Below are 17,852 nucleotides of genomic sequence, written 5' to 3' on the forward strand. Positions count from 1 at the left end.
CGCGGCGCCTAGCCCAGCCGGTCCACCACTGCCGCCAGCGCTTCGTCGAGCACCCCCAGCATCCCGGTCCATCCGCCGAGTGCGTCCAGCTCGCCCGGCCCGTCGGAGATCCCGCGCAGCCCCATCACCGGCACGCCGAAGCGCTGGCCGGCGCGCACCACCGCGAACGTCTCCATGTCGACCATATCGGCATCGATCGCATCATAGTCGCTGCCCCCAACGATATCCGCCCCGGTCGACAGCCGCGCTACCGGCCAGTCGATCGGCGTCGCCAGCGCCAGTTCGGCCCCGAAATCGGCAAAGGGCACCACCCCCTTGGCAAAGCCGATCCGCGAGGCATCCATGTCGCGCCAGGTAACGCTCGCGACCTGCCACACTGACCCCAGCGGCAGCGTGCGCGACCCCGCCGACCCGATCGATACGATCAGGTCGGGCAGGGCGGCCATCCGCGCCAGCGCAATCGCCGTCCCCGCCGCCGCCTCGATCGGCCCGACACCGGCGATCAGCGGCACGAAGCGTTCAGCGAGATGGCGTCCATATTCGTGGTCCGTCGCCATCACGAACAGCACCTGCCGCCCCCCGATCCGCGTCATCTGCATCGCCATTCTCCCATCGTGTCGCCGGCGTCGTGGCCGCGGGATCGGGTGCGGGCAAGGCCTTGCGCGCCGTCTCCGCCGCGAGCCGCTTCTTGAATGCACGAAGATTGGCCAGCAGCAACGCGTCGCTTTCCGCCTGAGTCGCCTGGTCCGCAGGCGAAAACCGGCGATCCCGATCGTCCCCGTCATTGCGCCCACCGCGCGACAGCAACAGCCGCAACAGGCTGTCCGAATAGCGCCGGCGATGCCCGACGATCGTGCCGCCATGCCACACCGGCTCGTCCCACCCCAGTACCGCACGCTCGAACGCCGCCTGTTCGATCGTCGGCGCGACCTTGGCCAGCGCCCGGTCCCATGCGCGCGCAAACACCTCGCAGCGCCGCCGCATCCGATAGGCCGACGTGTTCGAGATCCGCGCCCGCGAACACGCATCGCGCACGCATCCCGTCTCCCCCAACGCCCGCAGAAACGCCCGACGCCGCTGCGGCGTCCACCCGTCATGCCGCATCCGATAGCCTGTCATCGCCCGCCCCTCTAAGATTGCAGCGAACCATAAGTTCGCAGATCACCTGTAGGAAAGTGCCAAATAGGATCGCTATCGAGCATTCGGCGCAACGCGTGCGGCCACCGGAGCGCGCCATCCGTCCGACCGACCAGCAAGCCTCTAGGGGGTACGCCCGACCTGCCCTAGGCTGTCGACCGCCACGACGGAGCGACAGCATGGTCTTCACCCTGACCGACATACCTAGGGCGATGCGGCAGGAAGGCTGGCCGATCGGCGCTGCCGTCATGGAACGCTGGTTCGCCGGGGCTGCCCGCATCATGCCAAATGCGGAGAAGGAAGGACGGTTGCCGCAACGCGATGTGGAGACGCGCCTCGTTACGCTCGGCTGGTGCCGTCGCTTCGCCCGTTTCACGGCGGCCGAAAACGAACTGATCGGCACCTGGTCTTCGGCGGCACGGTTGAACGCCGCGCGTGCTAACCTGGCCGACAAGGTCCGCGCGTGGCGACAACGGGCTGGCGCTGCGGGAGCGTTCCGGTTCGGCGATCTCGCCGCCGGGCCCGCACGGGCCGACCAGACCTGCCAGCTCAATTTCCAAAGGATCGAATCGGCGTTGTTCGGCGATGTCGACGATTTCTACGCGGCAATCGGGCGGGGATCGGTCAAGATTGCGGTTGCCGGCGATGTCGTGCCGCTCCCCAATGGCCGCCTCCGCCTGACCATCGACGAAGTCGGCACCTATCTGCGCGACACCTATGACTTCAACGGCGATCAGATGCTTGGCAGCTGGGGCCCAACCGGCCTGAGCCGGGCGGCGGTCTTCGCACCGGATATTCCGGTGGTTCGGGAAACGGGCAAGGACGGCGGCAACGGTGTGTTCGCCCGGCGTTACTGGTCGGTAGGCAACGAGTCCTTCCGCGATTGGCGGAGCCATTACGGCCGGGGCGGTGACTTCACCATCTATAGCGGGATCGGCCGGCGTCGCTTGCTCCGGCCGGTCATCATGGAGTTTGCCGCATGATCCGTCGACGCAATCGACGCATTGCGTTCGTCATTGCGGTGCTTCTGTCGTTGTTACTCGCGCTCTACCTGCTGGGCGGCTCGACGCTGTACGCGCGTACGGCAGCCCCTGACGGACGGGGCGTCGTCGAACTTTACACCCCGGCGCGATGGCAGGCATGGCGGACGCGCGACTTCGAAATGCCGGTCGTTGCGCGCTATATCGAGCCCGACGGCACGGTGATCGCATCGAACGCGCCCATCGAGCTCTCGGGCAATGGTGAGCTTTATTGGGATGCCGATGGCGTCTCGATCGGCAGTACCGCCGTCTATGATCGCCGGACCCGCACATGGTCGGTGCAGGATTAGACCAATTGATATTCCGTCTGCGGGGGGCTGCAACGCCGTTCCATCCCTCTTCGTCACTCCGGCGCAGGCGGGAGTCCGTAATACGCTGACGGTGCGAATCCAGTCGAAACGCCAGCGTGTACGGATTCCCGCCTGCGCGGGAATGACGAAATTCCGTGGTTATCGCCGAACCTCGACCGGCCCTGCCACCCATACTATCGCTATTGCAAAGCGAAATCATTTATGATCTGATAAAGATCGGTTTTGCCGTCCGTAACGCGGATTCACCTACTTCCCCCGACTGGAACCGGTTGCTAAGGGCCACGGGTACAGCTCGATAACCTACCCGCGGCGGCCATACCGTCGACGGCCCTCGGCCCGTCGAATCCCGCCCGCGACCAACTGGGAAGGATCCGCATGACCGCTATCGGCCAGGACACGCTCGGCACCCGCGACACGCTCGACGTCGGCGGCAAGACCTATTCTTATTATTCGCTGGCGAAGGCCGCTGCAAAGCTCGGCGACGTGTCGCGGCTGCCCTTCTCGATGAAGGTGCTGCTGGAGAACATGCTGCGCTTCGAGGACGGCGTGACCGTCACCCCGGAAGACGCGCAGGCGCTGGTCGACTGGCAGAAGGATGCCCGCTCGGACCGCGAGATCCAGTATCGCCCCGCGCGCGTGCTGATGCAGGACTTCACCGGCGTCCCCTGCGTCGTCGATCTGGCGGCGATGCGCGATGCGATCACCACGCTCGGCGGCGACGCGGGCAAGATCAACCCGCAGGTTCCCGTCCACCTCGTCATCGACCACTCGGTCATGGTCGACGAATTCGGCACGCCGCAGGCCGCCGAGGCGAATGTCGAGCTCGAATATCAGCGCAACATCGAACGCTATGAGTTCCTGAAATGGGGTTCGAAGGCGCTCGACAATTTCTCGGTCGTGCCCCCGGGCACCGGCATCTGCCACCAGGTGAACCTGGAATATGTCGCGCAGGCGGTGTGGTCGTCGGAATCGACCGACGGCAGCGGCACCATCGCCTATCCCGACACGCTGGTCGGCACCGACAGCCACACCACGATGGTCAATGGCCTCGGCGTGCTCGGCTGGGGCGTGGGCGGCATCGAGGCGGAAGCGGCGATGCTCGGCCAGCCGGTGTCGATGCTGATCCCCGAAGTCGTCGGCTTCAAGCTGACCGGCAAGCTGGGTGAGGGCATCACCGCCACCGACCTCGTGCTGACCGTCACGCAGATGCTGCGCGCCAAGGGCGTGGTCGGCCGCTTCGTCGAATTCTACGGTCCGGGCCTGTCGTCGATGACGCTCGCCGACCGTGCGACGATCGCCAACATGGCGCCCGAATATGGCGCGACCTGCGGTTTCTTCCCGATCGACGACAAGACGATCGAATACATGCGCCTGACCGCGCGTCCGGCCGAGGTCATCGCGCTGACCGAAGCCTATGCGAAGGCCAACGGTTTCTGGCGTGACGAGAACGCGGTCGACCCGATCTTCACCGACACGCTCGAACTCGACATGTCGTCGGTTGTGCCGTCGCTCGCCGGTCCGAAGCGTCCGCAGGACCGCGTCGAACTGCCCAGCGTCGATGACGTGTTCAACGCCGACCTGACCAACGTCTACAAGAAGGCCGCCGCCGTCCGTACGCCGGTCGAGGGTGCCACCCACGACATCGGCGACGGTGACGTCGTAATCGCCGCGATTACCTCGTGCACCAACACGTCGAACCCGTCGGTGCTGGTCGCCGCCGGCCTCGTCGCGCGCAAGGCGAACAAGCTGGGCCTGAAGCCCAAGCCGTGGGTCAAGACCTCGCTGGCGCCCGGTTCGCAGGTCGTCACCGATTATCTCGACAAGGCGGGCCTGACCGAAGACCTGAACGCGGTCGGCTTCAACCTCGTCGGCTATGGCTGCACCACCTGCATCGGCAATTCGGGTCCGCTGGCAGCCCCGATCTCGGCGGCGATCAACGGCAACGACATCGTCGCCGCGTCGGTCCTGTCGGGCAACCGTAATTTCGAAGGCCGCGTGTCGGCCGATGTGCGCGCCAACTTCCTCGCGTCGCCGCCGCTCGTCGTGGCCTATGCGCTGAAGGGCACCGTGACGCAGGACATGGTGTCGACGCCGATCGGGCAGGGCTCGGACGGGCAGGACGTCTATCTGAAGGACATCTGGCCGTCGAACGAGGAAGTCGCCGACCTGATGGCCGCCAACATCGACGACGGCATGTTCCGCTCGCGCTACGGCAACGTCTATGCCGGCGACAAGCACTGGGCCGGCATCTCGGTCGAGGGATCGGACACGTACAAGTGGCCGACGTCGAGCACCTACATCGCCAATCCGCCCTATTTCGACGGGCTGACGATGACCCCGAACCCGATCTCGGACATCATAGAGGCCAAGCCGCTGGCGATCCTCGGCGACTCGATCACCACCGACCACATTTCGCCGGCCGGTTCGATCAAGGCGGACAGCCCGGCCGGAACTTTCCTGCAAGAACATCAGGTTAGCCGCCGCGACTTCAATTCCTACGGTGCCCGTCGCGGTAACCACGATGTCATGATGCGCGGCACCTTCGCCAATATCCGCATCAAGAACGAAATGGTCCCCGGTGTCGAAGGCGGCATGAGCCGCTACGACGGCGAGGTCATGCCGATCTATGACGCCGCGATGCGCCACAAGGCCGACGGCACCCCGCTGGTCGTCATCGCCGGCAAGGAATATGGCACCGGCTCCTCGCGCGACTGGGCGGCCAAGGGCACCAACCTCCTCGGCGTCCGCGCCGTCATCACCGAGAGCTTCGAGCGCATCCACCGTTCGAACCTCGTCGGCATGGGCGTGCTGCCGCTGCAGTTCGCAGAGGGCGTGACCCGTCAGACGCTGGGCCTGACCGGCGACGAAACCTTCACGATCCAGGGCGTGGCCGACCTGCGCCCGCGTCAGGACGTCGAAGTCATCATGGTCCGCGCCGACGGCACGACCGAGACGTTCCAGACCAAGTGCCGGATCGATACCGTCAACGAGCTGGAATATTTCCTGAACGGCGGCATCCTGCAGTACGTGCTGCGCAAGCTGGCCGCGTAAGCGACCAGCCTTGCCGGCACCGAAAGGGCCGCGTCTCCGACCAGGAGGCGCGGCCTTTTTCGTTAGGGGAAGGGGGGAGCGGTCGAACCCGATCCGATTGCCGCTGTCCTACAGCGGCGGAGTGCCATTATAGCCGCAACGGCTCTTTCTCACCGTCGATCCGTCGCGCCGCGACCGCCGACCTGTCGGTCGGCACGAAACGCGCACGAGTGTGAACTTAGTGAACTTTGGCCTCGCGCCCTGTCCTGCGCGGAGCAGCCGTCAGACGCTACGCCGTGGCGAGCGGCGCTGCCGGAACGGCCGGGCGGCTCTTGTGGAACACCCGCTCGACATACTTCCACAAGAGCGTCGCGATGATCGTCGAGATGCCGAGGATGAACGCGAAATAGGTCAGCCGCTCGACCGCGAAGTTCACCACGCCGATCCCCAGATTCGCCTCGAACCAATAGGGTTTGAGCTGATCGGCGAGGAAGCCGTGGCACAGATACAGGCTGTACGAGATCGCACCGTAGAATTTGAGGATGCGGTGGTCGAGGAACCGCACCACCAGCGATTCCTGATGGGTGACGATATGGCCGAGAATCACGCAGATCGCGACCAGCTGCACGATCGGCTGTGCGAACAGCGTGATCGGGTTGGCATTCAGCCATCCGGCCGGCATCGGCGCCAGCACCGCGCAGATCGCGGTCGCCACCACGAAGCTGGGGAAGCGCAGCCACCCGCCGAACGACCGTCCGTCCCGCCACGACAGCGCCAGCCATCCCCCCGCCGACGCCATCGAGAAGCCGACCAGCGGCAGCCGGTCGACGCTGAACGCCGAAATCAGCCACGGCATCTGGCCAAGGATCAGTGCCAGCACCAGCAGCCCGATCGCCGCCGCGCCCAATAGCGGGCGATGCCGCTCCGAAGGGGTCAGCAGCAGCAGCGCTGCCGACAGGACATAGAATTGCTGCTCGACCGCCAGCGTCCAGGTATAGCCGAACGCGCCCCACTCCGCGGTCCACAGGATCAGATAGTTCTGGAGATAGGCGATATAGGCCGGCACGTGCCACAAGGGCATTTCATCGTTCAGCACCAGCCACGGCAGCGCGAACGCCAGCACGACATAATAGACCGGACAGATGCGCGCGAACCGGCGGGTCCAGAAATTCCCCAACGCCGTACCGACCGCGGTCTCGCGCCGCTCGATCGACCGCCGCGTGTCGTAGAGGATCGACAGGATCAGGAATCCGCTAAGCGCGAAGAACAGGTTGACGGCATATCCGCCGATCTGGGTTCGACCCGCCACAGTATGGCAAAAGACTACGGCGACCGAAGCGATCGCCCTTAGCCCGTCGAACCCCGCAATACGCTTGCCCAACGGTCACCCTTTCCACAACGTCGCGGTCCGACGCCTACGCGAACTCCACGCTATTGGGCAACCGGCTGCTCCCGTACGGTGAACCGCAACGGGGCAGCTGTGTCATTTCAGGCTCATTTCTGACAGGCGATGATCGCCTCGATCACGGCCTGCGTTTCCTGCGGATCGCGGATCTTCACCGTGTCCATGCCCGCCGCCTTGGGGGCATAGTCGTTGCCGCCCGGAAAGATCGCATCGCCGACGAACAGCATGTCATCGGTCGCGATGCCGCTGATATCGGCGAGCTTGGCGAGGCCGGTCGCCTTGTCGACGCCTTCCTTGGTAATGTCGATCGACGTCGCGCCGCCCATGTTGATCGAAAGGCCCGGCAGCCGCTGCTTCAGGTCGGCCTGAATGATCTTGCGCTTCTCGAACTTGGGGTCCCAATGTTCCTTGGCGTCGATCGGCGCCTGCTGGCCCAATGCCGAGAAGGTGATCTGGCTGCCGCGATCCTCGATCCGTTCGCCCCAGGTCTGTTCGGGGACGAAGCCGGTCGCCTCCAGCGCGGCATCGAACGCCGCCAGGATCTTCGCCTTGGTCGCATCGTCGAACAGGTCGGCATAGACCGTGTTCCAGCGGCCATCACCATGGGTGTAGAGCTTGGTCCCGCTGGTCGGCATCATCCACAGCCGCGACAGGTCGGCGCGCGCGGGCAGGCGGGTGGCGACCTGCTTTTCGAACTGCGGCCAGTCGCCGCCCGAAATGATCGCGACATGCGCGACGCCCAGCAGGTCGGCCAGCGCCTCGCCCATCGGCTCGGTCAGCTGCTGCTTGCTTTCGGCCAGCGTCCCGTCGAGGTCGAAGGCGATCAGTTGCTTCATGGGATACTCCGCGTTGGCGCGGCGCTCGGGCCGGCCGGAAAAGATTATTGCATCGCCTCGACGAGCTTCTTGACGTCCTGGCTGCGCCCGCGCGGCAGGATCAGCAGATCGTTGCCGCTCGCGACGACGATCAGGTCGGACACGCCGACCATGCGGATGCGCACGCCGTCGGTGCGGACGAGACAGTTATGGGTGTCGATCGCCAGCACCTCGCCGCGGTGCGCGTTGCCGGTATCGTCGCGCTCGCTGATCGCATGCAGCGCGTCCCAGCTGCCGAGGTCGTTCCACCCCATCGCGACCGGCACGACGACGACCCGGTCGGCCTTTTCCATCACCGCATAGTCGATCGACTGCGACGGCGCCGCGGCAAAGGCCGCGGCGTCGGGGGCGATGCGGTTGCCGGTGCGGACCGCCTGCTCCATCGCGCGTTCGCAGGCGGCAAGCATGTCGGGCTCGTGCAGGCCCAGTTCGGCGAGGTAACGGTCGGCGCGGAACAGGAAGATGCCGCCGTTCCACACATGGTCGCCCGCCGCCAGCATCGCCTGCGCGGCATCCAGCGGCGGCTTCTCGACGAAGCGGGCGACGCGGTGGACGCCCTCGGCGATCCGCTCGCCCTCCTGAATCCAGCCATAGCCGGTTTCGGGGGCGTCGGGCGTGATGCCGAACGTCGCCAGCCAACCGTTGTCCACCAGCGGCAAGGCGCGCTGTACCGCGGCGTGGAACGCGGCGACGTCGGCGATGACATGGTCCGACGGCTTCACCAGCAGGACGGCGTCGGGTCGTTCCGCAGCCAGTGCCGCCAGTGCGATCGCCGGCGCGGTGTTGCGTCCGGCGGGCTCGAGGATGAGCGCGCTGGGGGCGGCGCTCACCGCGCCCAGTTGGCTGTCGATCATGTCGGCATGGCGCGCATTGGCGACGACGATCGGCGCCGCGAACCTGTCGCCGATAGTGCGCGTCGCGGTCAGTTGCAGCATCGTCGCTTCGGCCGTCAGCGCCAGCATCTGCTTGGGCGTTTCCGGGGTCGACATCGGCCACAGGCGGGTGCCCGAACCGCCGGAAAGGATCACGGGGACGATCGTCGGCATAAACGAACTAGTTCCTGTAGATGGAAGGGAGCGGGGTATTCGAAGGGCGCGCGATGGGCCTGGTAACCGCAGGGATGGGGGTCAGCGTCCGCCCTCCCGCCGGGTCAGCGCCGCGACGCAGCTGGCGCGATCGATCGGGGCGCCGCTGCGCTGGCGCGCATCGACATGGCGGACCACCGGCACGCCGCCCTGCTGCGGTGCATAGAGATAGGCGTCTAGGACGCAGATGTTCGAACCGAACTGCAGCTTGCGACCGGCCCCTTCGGTCAGGTCGAGCTGCGGCGGACCGAACAACTGGGTCACGGCATTGGCATTCTGTCCCATGACCCGTTCGAGGCCGATCGTGCCATAGGTCGGGGCGGGGGGCGCAGGCAGCGCGTTCTGGCGTACGACCGGACCGGTGGCGGCGCAGGCCGACACGGCCAGCCCCAGGCCCACGCTGATCCACGCGCTACGCATTCCCGACCCCCTTGCTGCGACGACGATGAAAGGCATGCGTCGCCATCGCCGCGCCGATCAGCGGCGCAACGAAATTCACAAACGGTATCATCAGCAATCCGGTTCCCATCAGGCCGAGAAGAAACCGGCGTCCACCACTCGCCGACCGCTCGGCGGGCATCGCCGCGGGCGGCAGGTGGCGGGCGGCGACCATATCCGACAGGTCGCGGCCGAGCAGCCAGCCATTGACGACGAAGAACACCGCCGCCGTCCCGATACCGGTGGCGAGCAGCAGCAGGTAGAGCGGCAGGAAGAACGCATTGACCGCCAGCGCCCGGAGCGCCGACTTGCCGCTCATGCCCAGCGACCGGCCGAGCGGCACCGGGCGGGCGGTGGCGAGGGCAGCGGGATAGTGTTTCGCCTCGACCGCCTCGACCACTTCGTCGGCGAACAGCCCGATCACGGCGATTGCGACGATGCGGAACAACAGCCATGCCAGCCCGACGGCCGCAATCACCGCCGCGATCGCGGCGAGCGTGCCGGCATCGTCGCCCAGCACGAACAGGTCGGTCGTGATCCACCGCGCTCCCCCCGCCAGCCCGGCGCCGACCGCCGCGAGCAGAACCAGCGTCACCGCCAGCGACTTGGCGAGTACGCGCAGGAAAGCACGGTCGCCGAGCTGCGCGACGGACAGGAAAAAGCTTTCGATCATGCCGCGACGATGCGGGGGTGCGGGGGCGACGTCAACGCCCGCGCCCGCTTGCTAGGCGCCGCCGGGCTGGCTAACGCGAACGGCGATGTCCGCGCGCATCGGCGCGGCGGACCGACTTTTCCGGAGACCTTAGCTTGACCCAACCCACGCTCGACGTCGTCGCGATCGGCAATGCCATCGTCGATATCCTGGCACAGTCCGACGACGCCTTCCTTGCCGAACAGGGCATGACCAAGGGGTCGATGCAGCTCGTCTTCTCGCCCGCCGACGCCGACGCGCTCTATGCCAAGATGGGGCCGGGGCGCGAAGTGTCGGGTGGGTCGGCCGCCAACACCGTTGCCGGCATTGCCGCGCTGGGCGGCAAGACCGGCTTTATCGGCCAAGTCGCCGACGACCAACTGGGCGCGGTGTTCGCGCATGACATTCGCGCCGCGGGCGTCCGCTTCGATACCGCGGTCCGTGCCGGCGAGCCGACCACCGCGCGCTGCCTGATCTTCGTGACGCCCGACGGGCAACGCACGATGAACACCTTTCTCGGCGCGTCGCAGTTTCTGCCCGAAGCCGCGCTCGACGCCGACCTGATCGCCAGCGGTGCGATCCTGTATCTCGAAGGCTATCTGTGGGACCCCGAAGAGCCGCGCGCCGCGATGCGCGCCGGCATCCGCATCGCGCGCGACGCGGGGCGCAAGGTCGCCTTCACCCTGTCGGACACCTTTTGCATCTCGCGTCACGGCGACGACTTCCGCGCGCTGATCGCCGAGGGGCAGATCGACATCCTGTTCGCCAACGAGACCGAGCTGCTGGCACTGGCGCAAGTCGAGGATTTCGACGCTGCGGTCGACCAGGTCGCGGCACAGGTGCCCGTCCTGGTCGTCACCCGCGGCGAACATGGCGCGATCGCGGTGACGGACGGCCAGCGCATCAGCGTGCCGGCCCAGCCGGTTGCGCGCGTCGTCGACACCACCGGCGCGGGCGACCTGTTCGCCGCCGGCTTCCTGCACGGCCAGTCGCATGGCTATGACATCGAACGCTCGCTGACGCTGGGCGCACTGTGCGCCGCCGAGATCATCTCGCACTATGGCGCCCGGCCGGAGGTCGACCTGACCAAGCTGATGCACGACAAGATCGGCTGACCGCCGCACACCCTACCCAAACGAAAAGGGGGGAGGCCGATCGGTTCGGCCTCCCCCCTTTTTTGTCTCCGCTCCAGCGGATCAGTGCGCGCCGGGCGTGCCCCGACCATCGTCCATTTCCGGCACCTCGACGATCCCGCGGCCCAGATGGCTGCGGCGATAGCCGTAGAGGAAATAGATCACGAGGCCGAGCGCACCCCATACCGGCAGCACCAGCATCGCATCGGGCGGCAGCGCCACGTACAGACCGACGCAGCCGATCATCGTTGCCGGCGCCACCAGCCAGACGGCGGGCGTGCGGAACGGACGATGGCGACCCGGATCGCGCTTGCGCAGCACCAGCACGCCGACCGCCACCATGAAGAACGCGAACAGCGTGCCGGCATTGGCGATATCCGCCAGCTTGCCGACCGGCAGGAACGCGGCGGCAAAGGTCACGCCGATGCCGGTGATGGCGGTGATGACGTGCGGCGTCTTCCACTTCGGGTGGATGGTTGACAGCTTCTCGGGCAGCAGGCCGTCGCGCGACATGGTGAAGAAGATGCGGGTCTGGCCGAACAGCATCACGAGGATGACCGACGGCAGGGCGAGGAATGCCGCCAGACCGATCAGGTTGCCGATGTTCAGATAGCCGATCTCGCGCAGGACGTGCGCCAGCGCTTCCTTCGAACACGCCAGCGGTTCGGTGCCCATGGCGGCCAGCTCGGTGCAGCGTGCACCCAGCGCTCCCGATCCGGGGGCCAGCCATTCGCCCAGCGCCGACGTCACCGGCTGCGACCCCAGCGGCGATCCGATCGCACCGGCGGCGACCAGCATGTAGAAGACGGTGCAGATGGCAAGGCTGCCGATCAGCCCCAGCGGCACGTTGCGCTGCGGGTTCTTCGTCTCTTCGGCCGCGGTCGATACCGCGTCGAACCCGACATAGGCGAAGAAGATCGACGCCGCGGCGCCGACGACGCCCGCGCCGCCCGATCCGAACCAGCCGTTCGGCGTGAACGGTTCGAAATTCTCCATCCGCATGACCGGCAGCGCGAGGACGATGAACGCGGTCAGCGCGGTCACCTTGATCGCGACCAGCACCGCGTTGACCTTCGCGCTCTCGCTAGTGCCGAGCATCAGCAGCCCGGTAATCAGCAGCGCGATGATGACCGCGGGCAGGTTGACGAGGCCACCGGGAACATAGGGACCGGAGATGATCGCGGTCGGCAGGGTTATGCCGAACCACCCCTGCAACTGCCCAACGAAATAGCCGGACCACCCGACCGACACGGCCGACGCGGCGACCGCATATTCGAGGACCAGTGCCCAGCCGACCATCCATGCCAGCAACTCGCCCATCACCGCATAGGTATAGGTATAGGCCGACCCCGACACCGGCACCATCGATGCGAATTCGGAGTAGCACAGCGCCGCGACTGCGCAGACGGCGCCGGCGATGATGAACGAAATCATCATGCCCGGGCCAGCCTTTTGCGCGGCTTCGGAGGTGAGGACGAAGATGCCGGTGCCGATGATGGCGCCGACGCCCAGCATCGTCAGCTGGAATGCACCCAAGGTGCGGGTAAGCGATTTCTTCTCAGCGGTCGCAAGGATCGCATCGAGTGGCTTGATACGGCCGAAAATCATGCAGGCCCCCTAAACGCGGCGCCTTCTGTCGGACACCACGGAATTACAAAGGTGTGAACCTACCCGCAATTGCGGCCCGCGCAATTGCTTTCGTGCAATAAAGCTGCGCTATCGCGACAGCATCGGTCCCAGCGGTACGCCGCCGAACAGATGGACGTGCAGATGCGGCACCTCCTGACCGCCATGGCCGCCGACATTGGCGAGCAGGCGATAGCCGGGTTCGACCAGCCCGTGTTCGCGCGCGACATGGCCGACCGCGCGGACGAAACCGGCAATCTCCGCATCGGGCGCGCGTGCGGAAAAATCGTCCCACGACACATAGGCGCCTTTGGGAATCACCAGCACATGGACCGGCGCTTGCGGGGCGATGTCGTGGAAGGCGAGGGCGAACGCGTCCTCATACACCCGCTTGGCCGGAATCTCGCCGCGCAGGATGCGGGCAAAGATATTGGCATCGTCATAGGGCTGGGTGGCGTCGATTGGCATGGCGGTCACTCCTTGGGGCGGGACGCTTTTTCGGCGATGCCCGACTGTCCTTCGCGCCGCGTCAGTTCGACGCGCACGTCGTCCAGCGTGATGCCCTGCGTCCGCAGCAGCAGCGTAAGGTGGAACATCAGGTCGGCGGCCTCGCCGATCAGCCCGGCGCGGTCGTCGGTCATTGCAGCGATGACGCATTCCACCGCTTCCTCGCCGACCTTTTGCGCGATCTTGGCCGTGCCGCGCGCGTGCAGCTTCGCGACATAGGATTGCGTCGGATCGCTGCCGATCCGGCTGGCGATCACCGATTCGAGCCGGTCGAAGGCGTCCATGTCAGTCCCTGTTCCTGCGCTGCCGATTGCGGATCGCCCGCCGCGCCAGCACCACCATGAAGGCGAACGCGACGAACGTCGCCACGTCGGAGAAGGCAAAGCCTTCGCGGGGCGGCGCGACGCCCGAATGGGCGGCAAGGGCGGTGGTGGCCATCAGGGGGCTGTAGGGGGTTTTCGCGGCCGAGAAAATCCTCCCCGCTCCGCGGAGAGGGGGACCATCTGCAGGATGGTGGAGGGGGTGTCCGCATACGGCACGATTCCGTTGCGCCGCGACCCCCCTCCACCATCGCCTTCGGCGACGGTCCCCCTCCCCGCGAAGCGGGGAGGATCTTCAGTGCGATCGAACCGGCACCCCGGCCGCCGCCAGCGCGGCGTGTGCGTCGGCCACCGAAGCCTCACCGAAATGAAAGATCGACGCCGCCAGCACCGCGCTGGCGTGCCCCTGCGTCACGCCGGCCACCAGATGGTCGAGCGTGCCGACGCCGCCCGACGCCACCACCGGTACCGACACCGCGTCCGCGATCGTCCGGATCAGCGCGATATCATAGCCGTCGCGCGTCCCGTCGCGGTCCATCGACGTCACCAGCAACTCGCCTGCGCCGAGTTCCGCCAGCCGCAGCGCGTGCTCGACCGCATCGATCCCCGTCGCGCGGCGACCGCCATGGGTGAACACCTCCCACCGCCCCTCGACCCGCCGCGCATCGACCGAGGCGGTGACGCATTGGCTGCCGAAGCGGTCGGCGATGTCGGCGACCAGTTCGGGGCGGGCGACGGCGGCGGAATTGACCGCGACCTTGTCCGCACCCGCCAGCAACAGCGCCCGCGCATCCTCGGGCGATCGCACGCCACCACCGACGGTCAGCGGCATGAAGCACACCTCCGCCGTGCGCCGCACGACGTCGATGATCGTGTCGCGGCCCTCGTGACTGGCGCCGATGTCGAGGAAGGTCAGCTCGTCCGCCCCGGCGGCGTCATAGGCGCGCGCCTGTTCGACCGGATCGCCCGCATCGCGCAGATCGACGAAGTTCACGCCCTTCACCACCCGCCCGGCATGGACGTCGAGACAGGGGATGACGCGCGCCCGCACCGTCATGCGGCGGCGACCCGGATCGCTTCCGCCAGATCGAGGCGCCCGTCATACAGCGCGCGGCCGGTGATGACGCCTTCGATGCCGGCCTTCCCCTTCAGCGCATGGATATCCTCGATCCCCGCCACCCCGCCGCTGGCGATGACCGGGATCGACACGGCGGCAGCGAGCGCGGCGGTCGCCTCGACATTGCAGCCCTTGAGCATCCCGTCGCGCCCGACATCGGTGAACAGGACCGCCGCGACTCCGGCATCCTCGAACCGGCGGGCGAGGTCGGTGACCGAGACGGTCGACACGTCCGCCCAGCCGCGCGTCGCGACCATGCCGTCCCACGCATCGACCGCGACGACGATCTTACCCGGACAGGCGGCGGCTGCCTCGCGGACGAAATCGGGGTCTTCCAGTGCGGCGGTGCCGATCACGACCCGCGCGACGCCGAGGTCGAGCCAGCGGCCGACATTGGCACGGTTGCGGATGCCGCCGCCCAGCTGCACCCGGCCCGGAAACGCCTTCAAGATGCCCGCGACCGCGTCGCCATTGACCGACTGGCCCGCAAAGGCGCCGTCGAGGTCGACGACATGCAGGTGATCCGCACCCGCTTCGGCGAACAGCGTCGCCTGCTGCGCGGGATCGTCGCCATAGACGGTGGCACGATCCATATCGCCTTCGGCCAGACGCACGACCTGTCCGCCCTTCAGGTCGATTGCGGGGAAAACCGTCAAGGACGCCATTCTAGGAACCTCTCCAGCAGCGCCAATCCATAGCGCTGGCTCTTTTCGGGATGGAACTGCACGCCCAGCAGATTGTCGCGGCCGATTGCCGCCGCCACCGGGCCGCCATGGTCGGTCGTGGCCAGCACCTGTTCGCCGTCGAACGCATAGCTGTGCAGGAAATAGGCTTCGCCGGGTACCAGCAGCGGATGCGCGACGACGGGCACGACGTCGTTCCAGCCCATATGCGGCACGGTGACGCCCGGCGAGGCGGCAAGGCGGCGGACGGTGCCGTCGATCCAGCCGAGCCCCGCATGGCTGCCGAACTCTTCGCCGGTGGTCGCCAGCAACTGCATGCCGACGCAGACGCCGAGAAACGGCACGCCGCCGTCCAGCACCCGCTCGCGCATCGCCTCGACCATGCCGGAGATCGCGGTCAGGCCGTTCATGCACGCCGCGAACGCGCCGACGCCGGGCAGGACGATGCGATCCGCCTTGGCCACCGCATCCGGATCAGCGGTGATCGTCAGGTCGGTCGCGCCTGCCGCCTTGAGCGCATTGGCGACCGAATGGAGATTGCCCGCGCCGTAATCGATCAGTGCGATCAAAACAGCGCGCCGATCTGGTCCGTGGCGAGCGTCATGGTGAAGGCGACGATCTCGACCGTGGCGACCCCGTTGACGACGAACGGATCGGTCTCCGCCACCGCGCGTACCGCATCCTCCTCGCCCCGGAACAGCAGCACGCCACCGGTTGGCGGGGTGCGGCGACCGGCAAGCAGCATCACGCCCTCGTCCATCGCCTTTTTGATCCACGCGACATGCGCGTCGCGGTGGACATCGACCTCGTCGAGCGGCTTCACATAGGTGAGCATCGCCAGGCTCATCGGCTGCATCGGACGGGCTACCATGTCACAACACTCCCTTGGTCGACGGGATGGCATCGCCCTTGCGCGGGTCGATCTCGGTCGCGGTACGCAGTGCGCGGGCCAGCCCCTTGAAGATGCTTTCGGCAATATGGTGGTTATTGGTGCCGTAGAGCGTCTCGACATGCAGCGTGATGCCGGCCGCCTGCGCGAAGCTGTGGCAGAAATGGCCGAACATCTCGGTATCCATCGTGCCGAGCTGCGCCTGGGTGAACTGCACCTTCCACACCAGCCACGGCCGCCCCGAAATGTCGAGTGCGACACGCGTCAGCGTCTCGTCCATCGGCGACAGCGCGTCGCCGTATCGCCGGATGCCGCGCTTGTCGCCCAGCGCCTTGGCGAACGCCTCACCGATCGCGATGCCGGTATCCTCGACGGTGTGGTGCGCGTCGATGTGCAGGTCGCCCTGCGTCCGCACGGTCAGGTCGATCAGCGAGTGCCGCGACAGCTGCTCGAGCATATGGTCGAAGAAGCCGACGCCGGTCGACACGTCATAGGTGCCGGTGCCGTCGAGATTGACCGTGACGTCGATCGACGTCTCGCTGGTCTTGCGGGCGATGGTGGCGGTGCGCATGCAAATGCCCATAGCGCCTGTGGGCGGCCATGCAACGCAACGAATCTTGACGGACGGGTAAACGCCGTTACCCAAGGCGCCATGAACCAGCCCGTCGCCGACAGCCTGATCCCGTATGACGAGATCGTCCAGGAAGCTCTCCGCGCCGTCGTCGGCCGCGTGCTGGGACAGGTCTCCGCCACCGGCGCGCTGCCCGGCGAACACCACTTCTACATCACGTTCAAGACCCAGGCCCCCGGCGTCGACATCCCCAAGCGGCTGATCGAACGGTTTCCGGACGAGATGACGATCGTCATCCAGCATCGCTTCTGGGACCTGACCGTCGATGCGGAGCGCTTCTCGGTCGGCCTGAGCTTCGGCGGCATTCCGTCGACGCTGGTCATTCCCTTTGCGGCGATCACCGGTTTCCACGATCCGGCGGTCAATTTCGAACTGCGCTTCCAGGCGAACGAGGAACCGGGCGACGAACCCGAGCCGCACGATCCGCCCGAGAACGACGCACCGATCGCGGTCAGCGAGGACGGGTCGAACGTCGTCGCCGTGGACTTCAAGCGCAAGAAGTGACGATCGAGGTCGTCGCGACGCCCGGCGAGGCCGAGCGCGAGGCGATCCTGCGCATCCTGTCGGCGCATAACGACGCCGCGGTCGGCCCGACCGAGCGGCGACAGGTCGCGATCGTCGTGCGCGACGACGCGGGCACCATCACCGGCGGGCTGTGGGGCAAGATCGGTTATCGCTGGCTGTTCGTCGAGTTTCTGGCGGTATCCCCGGCGCTGAAGGGGCAGGGGATCGGCCGCGACCTGATGCAGCGCGCCGAGGCATTGGCGCACGAGGCGGGGTGTATCGGCATCTGGCTCGACACGTTCAGTTTCCAAGCGCGTGGCTTCTACGAGAAGCTGGGCTTTGGCCATTTCGGCACGATCGACGATTTCCCGCCGGAGCAGGCGCGCTTCTTCCTATCGAAACGGATCGACTGAGCGACCGGCGGGTTTCA

The 17,852-nt window shown here is 66.7% G+C and carries 22 protein-coding genes; 6 read left to right on the top strand and 16 right to left on the bottom strand.

Annotation, left to right across the window (positions count from 1 at the left end; all coding sequences use genetic code 11):
• Positions 1 to 8: 8 nt before the first annotated feature.
• Both MF610_RS13025 and MF610_RS13030 read right to left on the bottom strand, forming a co-directional pair.
• The gene (locus MF610_RS13025) at positions 9 to 593 is read right to left on the bottom strand and encodes a 5'-methylthioadenosine/S-adenosylhomocysteine nucleosidase (RefSeq protein ID WP_242197348.1); all 585 of its coding nucleotides are present in this window, start codon (positions 591 to 593) and stop codon (positions 9 to 11) included.
• A complete protein-coding gene (locus MF610_RS13030; protein ID WP_242197351.1) occupies positions 520 to 1,119 on the bottom strand; it encodes a hypothetical protein in 600 nt (199 codons plus the stop codon). Before MF610_RS13030 ends, MF610_RS13025 begins: the two co-directional genes overlap by 74 nt.
• Before the next feature lie 197 nt (positions 1,120 to 1,316).
• On the opposite strand from MF610_RS13030, the gene MF610_RS13035 reads away from it, so the two are divergent.
• From MF610_RS13035 to acnA, 3 genes are all read left to right on the top strand, one after another.
• The gene (locus MF610_RS13035) at positions 1,317 to 2,120 is read left to right on the top strand and encodes a DUF6402 family protein (protein WP_242197353.1); all 804 of its coding nucleotides are present in this window, start codon (positions 1,317 to 1,319) and stop codon (positions 2,118 to 2,120) included.
• The gene (locus tag MF610_RS13040; protein ID WP_242197355.1) at positions 2,117 to 2,467 is read left to right on the top strand and encodes a hypothetical protein; all 351 of its coding nucleotides are present in this window, start codon (positions 2,117 to 2,119) and stop codon (positions 2,465 to 2,467) included. Before MF610_RS13035 ends, MF610_RS13040 begins: the two co-directional genes overlap by 4 nt.
• 396 nt (positions 2,468 to 2,863) lie before the next feature.
• Positions 2,864 to 5,539, top strand: coding sequence for an aconitate hydratase AcnA (acnA, locus tag MF610_RS13045; protein ID WP_242197358.1), 2,676 nt, complete (start codon positions 2,864 to 2,866; stop codon positions 5,537 to 5,539).
• A gap of 268 nt (positions 5,540 to 5,807) precedes the next feature.
• Here the strand turns inward: acnA and MF610_RS13050 are convergent, their stop codons facing one another.
• The 5 genes from MF610_RS13050 to MF610_RS13070 all read right to left on the bottom strand — a co-directional run bounded on the left by MF610_RS13050 (position 5,808) and on the right by MF610_RS13070 (position 9,994).
• A complete protein-coding gene (locus MF610_RS13050) occupies positions 5,808 to 6,899 on the bottom strand; it encodes an acyltransferase family protein (protein WP_277924088.1) in 1,092 nt (363 codons plus the stop codon).
• A gap of 113 nt (positions 6,900 to 7,012) precedes the next feature.
• Positions 7,013 to 7,759 (bottom strand): HAD-IIB family hydrolase, encoded by a 747-nt coding sequence (locus MF610_RS13055; RefSeq protein ID WP_242197364.1) that lies wholly within the window; start codon positions 7,757 to 7,759, stop codon positions 7,013 to 7,015.
• Positions 7,760 to 7,803: 44 nt separating this feature from the next.
• Positions 7,804 to 8,844, bottom strand: coding sequence for a mannose-1-phosphate guanylyltransferase/mannose-6-phosphate isomerase (locus MF610_RS13060; RefSeq protein ID WP_277924089.1), 1,041 nt, complete (start codon positions 8,842 to 8,844; stop codon positions 7,804 to 7,806).
• Between the two features lie 81 nt (positions 8,845 to 8,925).
• Positions 8,926 to 9,303, bottom strand: coding sequence for a hypothetical protein (locus MF610_RS13065; RefSeq protein ID WP_242197367.1), 378 nt, complete (start codon positions 9,301 to 9,303; stop codon positions 8,926 to 8,928).
• Positions 9,296 to 9,994 carry an EI24 domain-containing protein gene (locus MF610_RS13070; protein ID WP_242197370.1) on the bottom strand — a complete coding sequence of 233 codons (699 nt, stop codon included), beginning with the start codon at positions 9,992 to 9,994 and terminating at the stop codon, positions 9,296 to 9,298. Before MF610_RS13070 ends, MF610_RS13065 begins: the two co-directional genes overlap by 8 nt.
• Before the next feature lie 134 nt (positions 9,995 to 10,128).
• On the opposite strand from MF610_RS13070, the gene MF610_RS13075 reads away from it, so the two are divergent.
• Positions 10,129 to 11,127: an adenosine kinase gene (locus MF610_RS13075; RefSeq protein ID WP_242197373.1), complete on the top strand. Its 999-nt coding sequence runs from the start codon at positions 10,129 to 10,131 to the stop codon at positions 11,125 to 11,127.
• 81 nt (positions 11,128 to 11,208) lie between these two features.
• Here the strand turns inward: MF610_RS13075 and MF610_RS13080 are convergent, their stop codons facing one another.
• From MF610_RS13080 to hisB, 9 genes are all read right to left on the bottom strand, one after another.
• Complete coding sequence (locus MF610_RS13080) at positions 11,209 to 12,753, bottom strand: amino acid permease (RefSeq protein ID WP_242197375.1); 1,545 nt, start codon at positions 12,751 to 12,753, stop codon at positions 11,209 to 11,211.
• A gap of 108 nt (positions 12,754 to 12,861) precedes the next feature.
• On the bottom strand, positions 12,862 to 13,239 hold the full coding sequence (locus MF610_RS13085) for a histidine triad nucleotide-binding protein (RefSeq protein WP_242197378.1): 378 nt from the start codon (positions 13,237 to 13,239) through the stop codon (positions 12,862 to 12,864).
• Positions 13,240 to 13,244: 5 nt separating this feature from the next.
• On the bottom strand, positions 13,245 to 13,562 hold the full coding sequence (locus MF610_RS13090; protein WP_242197381.1) for a phosphoribosyl-ATP diphosphatase: 318 nt from the start codon (positions 13,560 to 13,562) through the stop codon (positions 13,245 to 13,247).
• Position 13,563: 1 nt separating this feature from the next.
• A complete protein-coding gene (locus tag MF610_RS13095) occupies positions 13,564 to 13,716 on the bottom strand; it encodes a hypothetical protein (protein ID WP_242197384.1) in 153 nt (50 codons plus the stop codon).
• Positions 13,717 to 13,893: 177 nt separating this feature from the next.
• A complete protein-coding gene (gene hisF / locus MF610_RS13100) occupies positions 13,894 to 14,655 on the bottom strand; it encodes an imidazole glycerol phosphate synthase subunit HisF (RefSeq protein ID WP_242197387.1) in 762 nt (253 codons plus the stop codon).
• A complete protein-coding gene (gene hisA / locus MF610_RS13105; protein ID WP_242197390.1) occupies positions 14,652 to 15,380 on the bottom strand; it encodes a 1-(5-phosphoribosyl)-5-[(5-phosphoribosylamino)methylideneamino]imidazole-4-carboxamide isomerase in 729 nt (242 codons plus the stop codon). Before hisA ends, hisF begins: the two co-directional genes overlap by 4 nt.
• Positions 15,368 to 15,967: an imidazole glycerol phosphate synthase subunit HisH gene (gene hisH, locus MF610_RS13110; protein WP_242197393.1), complete on the bottom strand. Its 600-nt coding sequence runs from the start codon at positions 15,965 to 15,967 to the stop codon at positions 15,368 to 15,370. The genes hisA and hisH overlap by 13 nt, the downstream gene beginning before the upstream one ends.
• Complete coding sequence (locus tag MF610_RS13115; protein ID WP_242197396.1) at positions 15,964 to 16,269, bottom strand: YciI family protein; 306 nt, start codon at positions 16,267 to 16,269, stop codon at positions 15,964 to 15,966. Before MF610_RS13115 ends, hisH begins: the two co-directional genes overlap by 4 nt.
• Position 16,270: 1 nt before the next feature.
• On the bottom strand, positions 16,271 to 16,858 hold the full coding sequence (gene hisB, locus MF610_RS13120; protein WP_242197399.1) for an imidazoleglycerol-phosphate dehydratase HisB: 588 nt from the start codon (positions 16,856 to 16,858) through the stop codon (positions 16,271 to 16,273).
• Between the two features lie 81 nt (positions 16,859 to 16,939).
• Between hisB and MF610_RS13125 the strand changes: the two genes are divergently transcribed.
• A complete protein-coding gene (locus tag MF610_RS13125) occupies positions 16,940 to 17,422 on the top strand; it encodes an SspB family protein (RefSeq protein WP_242197401.1) in 483 nt (160 codons plus the stop codon).
• Positions 17,419 to 17,835 carry a GNAT family N-acetyltransferase gene (locus MF610_RS13130; protein ID WP_242197404.1) on the top strand — a complete coding sequence of 139 codons (417 nt, stop codon included), beginning with the start codon at positions 17,419 to 17,421 and terminating at the stop codon, positions 17,833 to 17,835. The genes MF610_RS13125 and MF610_RS13130 overlap by 4 nt, the downstream gene beginning before the upstream one ends.
• Positions 17,836 to 17,852 lie beyond the last annotated feature (17 nt).

The sequence above is a fragment of the Sphingomonas hankookensis genome (genome assembly GCF_022664465.1).
In the GTDB taxonomy this organism is placed as follows: domain Bacteria; phylum Pseudomonadota; class Alphaproteobacteria; order Sphingomonadales; family Sphingomonadaceae; genus Sphingomonas; species Sphingomonas hankookensis.

Excerpts from the sequence above, each read along its gene's own strand:
- MF610_RS13030 (WP_242197351.1), bottom strand. The coding sequence starts at position 1,119 with ATGACAGGCTATCGGATGCGGCATGACGGGTGGACGCCGCAGCGGCGT.
- MF610_RS13055 (WP_242197364.1), bottom strand. The coding sequence starts at position 7,759 with ATGAAGCAACTGATCGCCTTCGACCTCGACGGGACGCTGGCCGAAAGC.
- MF610_RS13115 (WP_242197396.1), bottom strand. The coding sequence starts at position 16,269 with ATGGTAGCCCGTCCGATGCAGCCGATGAGCCTGGCGATGCTCACCTAT.
- hisF (WP_242197387.1), bottom strand. The coding sequence starts at position 14,655 with ATGACGGTGCGGGCGCGCGTCATCCCCTGTCTCGACGTCCATGCCGGG.
- MF610_RS13125 (WP_242197401.1), top strand. The coding sequence starts at position 16,940 with ATGAACCAGCCCGTCGCCGACAGCCTGATCCCGTATGACGAGATCGTC.
- MF610_RS13060 (WP_277924089.1), bottom strand. The coding sequence starts at position 8,844 with ATGCCGACGATCGTCCCCGTGATCCTTTCCGGCGGTTCGGGCACCCGC.
- MF610_RS13065 (WP_242197367.1), bottom strand. The coding sequence starts at position 9,303 with ATGCGTAGCGCGTGGATCAGCGTGGGCCTGGGGCTGGCCGTGTCGGCC.
- MF610_RS13070 (WP_242197370.1), bottom strand. The coding sequence starts at position 9,994 with ATGATCGAAAGCTTTTTCCTGTCCGTCGCGCAGCTCGGCGACCGTGCT.
- hisB (WP_242197399.1), bottom strand. The coding sequence starts at position 16,858 with ATGCGCACCGCCACCATCGCCCGCAAGACCAGCGAGACGTCGATCGAC.
- hisA (WP_242197390.1), bottom strand. The coding sequence starts at position 15,380 with ATGGCGTCCTTGACGGTTTTCCCCGCAATCGACCTGAAGGGCGGACAG.
- MF610_RS13085 (WP_242197378.1), bottom strand. The coding sequence starts at position 13,239 with ATGCCAATCGACGCCACCCAGCCCTATGACGATGCCAATATCTTTGCC.
- MF610_RS13040 (WP_242197355.1), top strand. The coding sequence starts at position 2,117 with ATGATCCGTCGACGCAATCGACGCATTGCGTTCGTCATTGCGGTGCTT.
- MF610_RS13035 (WP_242197353.1), top strand. The coding sequence starts at position 1,317 with ATGGTCTTCACCCTGACCGACATACCTAGGGCGATGCGGCAGGAAGGC.
- MF610_RS13080 (WP_242197375.1), bottom strand. The coding sequence starts at position 12,753 with ATGATTTTCGGCCGTATCAAGCCACTCGATGCGATCCTTGCGACCGCT.
- MF610_RS13095 (WP_242197384.1), bottom strand. The coding sequence starts at position 13,716 with ATGGCCACCACCGCCCTTGCCGCCCATTCGGGCGTCGCGCCGCCCCGC.
- MF610_RS13090 (WP_242197381.1), bottom strand. The coding sequence starts at position 13,562 with ATGGACGCCTTCGACCGGCTCGAATCGGTGATCGCCAGCCGGATCGGC.
- MF610_RS13025 (WP_242197348.1), bottom strand. The coding sequence starts at position 593 with ATGACGCGGATCGGGGGGCGGCAGGTGCTGTTCGTGATGGCGACGGAC.
- acnA (WP_242197358.1), top strand. The coding sequence starts at position 2,864 with ATGACCGCTATCGGCCAGGACACGCTCGGCACCCGCGACACGCTCGAC.